Genomic DNA, 4177 nt, shown 5'->3' on the forward strand with positions numbered 1-4177 from the left:
TACACCACGTCCGCGGACACTACCGCGATCATAGACTAAAGGAATGCCAATGCTGCCGAGCCGATGCTACCAGAGGTGTGAGCAGCAATGGCCTCGCAGAGCCTCGGAGAGGCTCTTAGAGCCCGCTTCTTGGATTTTCGGGTGTGTCTTCTCTGCGCAGAGCCTGGCAGCCTCTGGAGGCCCTACATCGCCTCCGAGCGCTTTCCTTGATCTTCTCAGCCTGCGACATGGTCGCTGGAACGGCATAGCAGATAGGGGGATTGCTCTTGCCATCTGTGCCGCCTCCAAGGTGCTGCGCTGATCCAAAAGCTGCAAGCTTCGGGGCCAGATGGTGCAAGCCGCTAGTTTCGCTGCAGTGTCGGGTGTCGCGTGTCGCGTGTCGCTTCGCTCCCCGCGACACCCGACACTGACACTAGTAGTCTAAAAATGGACGCGCCGGAGGGCAAAAATGGACGCGCCGGAGGGTATGAGTGGACGCGCCGGAGGGTATGAGTGGACGCGCCGGAGGGTATGAGTGGACGCGCCGGAGGGTAAAAATGACACTTTATAAATGGACGAAAGCCATTTAAATTGTCCATTTATGAGAGAAATCACTGTGCCTAGCAGCGCCGTTGCGCTTCGATCCGACAAGCCCCTAACCCCGGCCATGGTCTCGGCCATCTGGGAATTGGCTTCGGCGCTTGACGCCGCTCGGATCCCCGCCGAGGTAGACAACAGCGTCTGGCTGGAAGTGCCATCCCGGCTGCTACGTGGCGAAAATGGGCGCAGCGACAATGTCTGGCTGCGCGAGTGTCTGACGCGTCTCACCGGAGTGCAGCTCAGCGGCGAGTGGCGAGGCGATCCTTGGGGTGCGGTCCTCTTAGCCGAATGGAAGATCACCCAAGGCGGTTCGATGGTGCGAGCACTAATCCCGCCTGCAGGCGTTCATGCTCTTCGCAGTCCCCAGAACTTTGCCAAAATTGAGGCTCGTGCCGCCCACAGCTTAACCGGCCATGGCCGCCAGCTTTATGTGTTGCTTGCCGATAAGAAGCGCCTCGGACGGCCATTCTGGACCTTCACTGTGGATGAACTGCGCTCGCTTATGGGGGTAGCTGATAAACGCGCCTATACCATTTGGGGGCAATTCCGCAAACGTGTCCTTGATCCTGCCCTGGCAGCAGTAAACGACTATGGCACAGTCGAAGTCAGCATGACTTTGGAAAAGCGGGGCCGTTCGGTCCATGCCGTCACTTTTCGCTGGCGCTGGAAAGACCCCCACGACGCGGCCGAGACAGTTGCCGAGAATGAGCGTCACCAAAACGCTCGCCGCCGCCAGCAGCACACAGACGACGCCCCGCCCCTCATTGCCGACGAACCACAGGCAGACCCAGCTTTGGCGTGGTGGCATGGCCTGACCCAGATAGAACGCGAGGACTGGGCGGATCGTGTCGGCCGAACCTTCACAGCTGGGGATTATACCGTGGCCCGGCGCGAGGCGGATCTTGCCCGCTCCGCCTTTTCCGTTCATGAAGCAGCGGTTCCATCCAGAACCCCTAGATGACGCAGTGCGCAACCATGCCGGAACTCTCTCTTTCACAGGCTGCAAAGCTCACGGGCAAGAGCAAATCCACCATCAACCGGGCTGTCAAAACAGGGAAGCTTAGTGCGACTCGGAACGATGATGGCAGCTATTCAATTGATCCGGCAGAACTGTCGCGGGCGTTCGGTTTGGAACCTGATGATAGTGCGAAGCGAAGCGATGCGGAACGGGATGAAACCCGCCTAATAGAACGTATCGAAGCCTTAGAAACCATGCTTAACCGTGAACGTGAGATCTCGGCCGATTTGAAAGAAGACCGAGACCGCTGGCGACAGCAGGCAACTGCCCTGCTCACTGATCAGCGCTCCTCCACAACTACTAGCTTTAAGTGGTGGCCGTGGCGCAGAAAAAGCCTCTAATGCCTTCAATCTGAAGTAGCTCACGAGCCCCAAGCGAGGTCAGAGAGCTTCCGACATCTTGTGCAAAGCGCATACTCACAAGCAAGATTAGGTAGCGATGCTGAAGAATCTTGTCAGTATGTTGCGTAACCTTCTCGAGCAACGGGCGTTCGACTAGGAAACCAGTAACACTTTTGAAAGACCATTGATCTAGAAAGGCAGTTGACATAAATGCCAACTCCGCAGAGCCTCGAAGAACGAGGTCTACTGGTGAAAATAGAGGTTGAGCTCGATCCTGACGAACAACCACAGCGTCTCATGTACGCGCATGCACGTGTAATTACGTGGCTGGAGGAGGTTCTGCCAGAGCTAGAAAGCGACAACTATGTACCAGGAGCTCTTAAGCCAGAGGATCAAGCGGATGCATTATTCTATCAATTTATCTCTGGAACCGCTCCGATGCAAATGGCTCCAAACTGCCTGCGCCCGGAGGAAGATGGCGTGTGGGAACTTCGCACCCATGATCTGCGCTTCTTTGGGTGGTTTTGGCGAAAAGGCGTGTTCATCATAGCGGCGGCTGAACAAGCAAAAAGGTGTAAAGACTTAAATCTTTATGCCGGCTATCGAAATCAGTCCAAGTATGATAGAGAAAATCTTGACTTGGATCCCCCTAAGTTTACCAATGGTGCCTTATCAGATGTCTTATAAAAGAATCTTCTCAAGAAAAGATCGAATTGCATCGCGTTTTCTTGCGCAGGTTCATGCTGAAATCGCTAATGCAGCTGTTTCAGCAAAGGCCGAAAATGGGCTAACTCAAAAGAAAGTAGCTGAAGAACTTGGCGTTGATAAGTCTGTAATTTCAAGAATCCTAAAAGGAGTGGGAAATCCCACAATCAGGACTATTGGTGAACTAACAGCAGTTCTTGGCTATCGTCCTGAACTAGTCCTTCACAAGGTAGGCGCGACTGCTGGTAACAATGCTATTAAAGTACATTCTTACAACAATAAGGTGGTTGTTGCCTATCCATCAACAGCCACAAGTCGCACCCGCTCACAAGATACCAATAAGGTATTTGAAGTTAAAGAGATTCAGCGAGCTGACCAATGAGCATTACTGGGTTCGCAATATTTTGCGACGACATACGCTTTGAGGCCAGCGGAAAAGCTATGCTTATTGGCGTCTATTCTGAAGATTTAGTTCCAGGGGTTCTACCTCAAGTAACACCAATGTCTTTTTGGGTTAAACTAATCGGTATTCCTGATAAAGAACTAAACCTTAAACTTAGTATAGGATCTAATAGCAAAACACAGCACACCGCTGATATAGATTTGAGCATTCAGGACATGGAAAGGCCAGTAAATCTTTACTTTGCAGGCCTCCCTGTGAGCATTGAAGAAAGCGGTAATGTTTTTATTGAAATATCTGGCTTTAAAGATGATTTTATTTTCAGGGATGAACTGAAGGTTATGCCGGTTCCAAGTTAGTAACTGTGCTACTACGGTGGAGATGCAATCACAGAAAGTATTAAGCATCTATTCTGATGCTGCTTCCTCTTTGTTACTCTTCATGGCCTCGATGATCTGATCGACATGCGCCCGTTGCTGCTGGGCCCGGCGCACCATCAGACTGCGGACCTGGTCGTTGTGCCGGGCGATCTCGTGCAGCTGCTGGGCCAACTGGTCTAGGTGCAGGCGCGGGATCTTCTGGCCACGTAGGACTGCCGTGTTCATGGCCCGCACGGCCTGGTTCACGTTTTGCCCGATCGTGGACACCTCCTTCGTCAAGGTCGTGATCTCGCCGGCCTCAGGCGGCTCGATGTGGTAGACGCCCGCCGCATAGAGCAGCACCCGCCGCGCCGTGTCCGCTCGGCTAAGGTCCAGCTCCTTCGCCAGAGCGTCCAGCCTCTCCATGTCTTCGGCGCTGACCCGCACTGTCAGCACCTTGCTGCGGGACTGCGGCAGGCGCTCCTCCCAGCGGTTCTTGAGGTTGTAGATAGTCCGGCGGCTGACCCCGTATTTTTTCGCCAAGTCTGTGACCGGGATCTTCGCATCCAGTTCGCCTCGCAACGTCTGCTTCTGATCATTTGTCAGGCGGCTGAACTTGCGCTTTGGCATGTGTGAAGTATCCAATCTGGAGGTTGTGAAGTATCCAAGTTACATTTCCTGCTATTTACACATGCCGATAAATAGCCTTCACAGATCAAAGTCATTCTTAGTCGCTCCAAAATCTATTCCTTTAGTCCAGTGGACAGCGATCATA

6 protein-coding genes are annotated in these 4177 nt (G+C 53.2%); 5 read left to right on the top strand and 1 reads right to left on the bottom strand.

What is annotated here, in order from left to right; genetic code table 11:
- Nucleotides 1–550 precede the first annotated feature (550 nt).
- From AAIL68_RS17145 to AAIL68_RS17165, 5 genes are all read left to right on the top strand, one after another.
- A complete protein-coding gene (locus tag AAIL68_RS17145; RefSeq protein WP_347140985.1) occupies nucleotides 551–1540 on the top strand; it encodes a replication initiation protein in 990 nt (329 codons plus the stop codon).
- The gene (locus tag AAIL68_RS17150) at nucleotides 1537–1938 is read left to right on the top strand and encodes a hypothetical protein (RefSeq protein ID WP_347140986.1); all 402 of its coding nucleotides are present in this window, start codon (nucleotides 1537–1539) and stop codon (nucleotides 1936–1938) included. The genes AAIL68_RS17145 and AAIL68_RS17150 overlap by 4 nt, the downstream gene beginning before the upstream one ends.
- A gap of 210 nt (nucleotides 1939–2148) precedes the next feature.
- Nucleotides 2149–2625 carry a hypothetical protein gene (locus AAIL68_RS17155; protein ID WP_347140988.1) on the top strand — a complete coding sequence of 159 codons (477 nt, stop codon included), beginning with the start codon at nucleotides 2149–2151 and terminating at the stop codon, nucleotides 2623–2625.
- Nucleotides 2615–3025 (top strand): helix-turn-helix transcriptional regulator, encoded by a 411-nt coding sequence (locus AAIL68_RS17160; protein ID WP_347140990.1) that lies wholly within the window; start codon nucleotides 2615–2617, stop codon nucleotides 3023–3025. Before AAIL68_RS17155 ends, AAIL68_RS17160 begins: the two co-directional genes overlap by 11 nt.
- Nucleotides 3026–3084: 59 nt before the next feature.
- The gene (locus AAIL68_RS17165; protein WP_347140992.1) at nucleotides 3085–3402 is read left to right on the top strand and encodes a hypothetical protein; all 318 of its coding nucleotides are present in this window, start codon (nucleotides 3085–3087) and stop codon (nucleotides 3400–3402) included.
- 48 nt (nucleotides 3403–3450) lie between these two features.
- Here AAIL68_RS17165 and AAIL68_RS17170 read toward each other — a convergent pair whose 3' ends face one another.
- Nucleotides 3451–4032, bottom strand: coding sequence for a helix-turn-helix domain-containing protein (locus AAIL68_RS17170; protein ID WP_347140993.1), 582 nt, complete (start codon nucleotides 4030–4032; stop codon nucleotides 3451–3453).
- Nucleotides 4033–4177: the final 145 nt, after the last annotated feature.

Origin of the sequence: Paracoccus sp. SSK6 (assembly GCF_039770665.1) — a bacterium.
GTDB lineage: Bacteria > Pseudomonadota > Alphaproteobacteria > Rhodobacterales > Rhodobacteraceae > Paracoccus.

Bases quoted from the DNA above. Each gene is read 5' to 3' on its own strand.
- AAIL68_RS17145 (WP_347140985.1), top strand. From the start codon at position 551: ATGGACGAAAGCCATTTAAATTGTCCATTTATGAGAGAAATCACTGTG.
- AAIL68_RS17150 (WP_347140986.1), top strand. From the start codon at position 1,537: ATGACGCAGTGCGCAACCATGCCGGAACTCTCTCTTTCACAGGCTGCA.
- AAIL68_RS17165 (WP_347140992.1), top strand. From the start codon at position 3,085: ATGCTTATTGGCGTCTATTCTGAAGATTTAGTTCCAGGGGTTCTACCT.
- AAIL68_RS17170 (WP_347140993.1), bottom strand. From the start codon at position 4,032: ATGCCAAAGCGCAAGTTCAGCCGCCTGACAAATGATCAGAAGCAGACG.
- AAIL68_RS17155 (WP_347140988.1), top strand. From the start codon at position 2,149: ATGCCAACTCCGCAGAGCCTCGAAGAACGAGGTCTACTGGTGAAAATA.
- AAIL68_RS17160 (WP_347140990.1), top strand. From the start codon at position 2,615: ATGTCTTATAAAAGAATCTTCTCAAGAAAAGATCGAATTGCATCGCGT.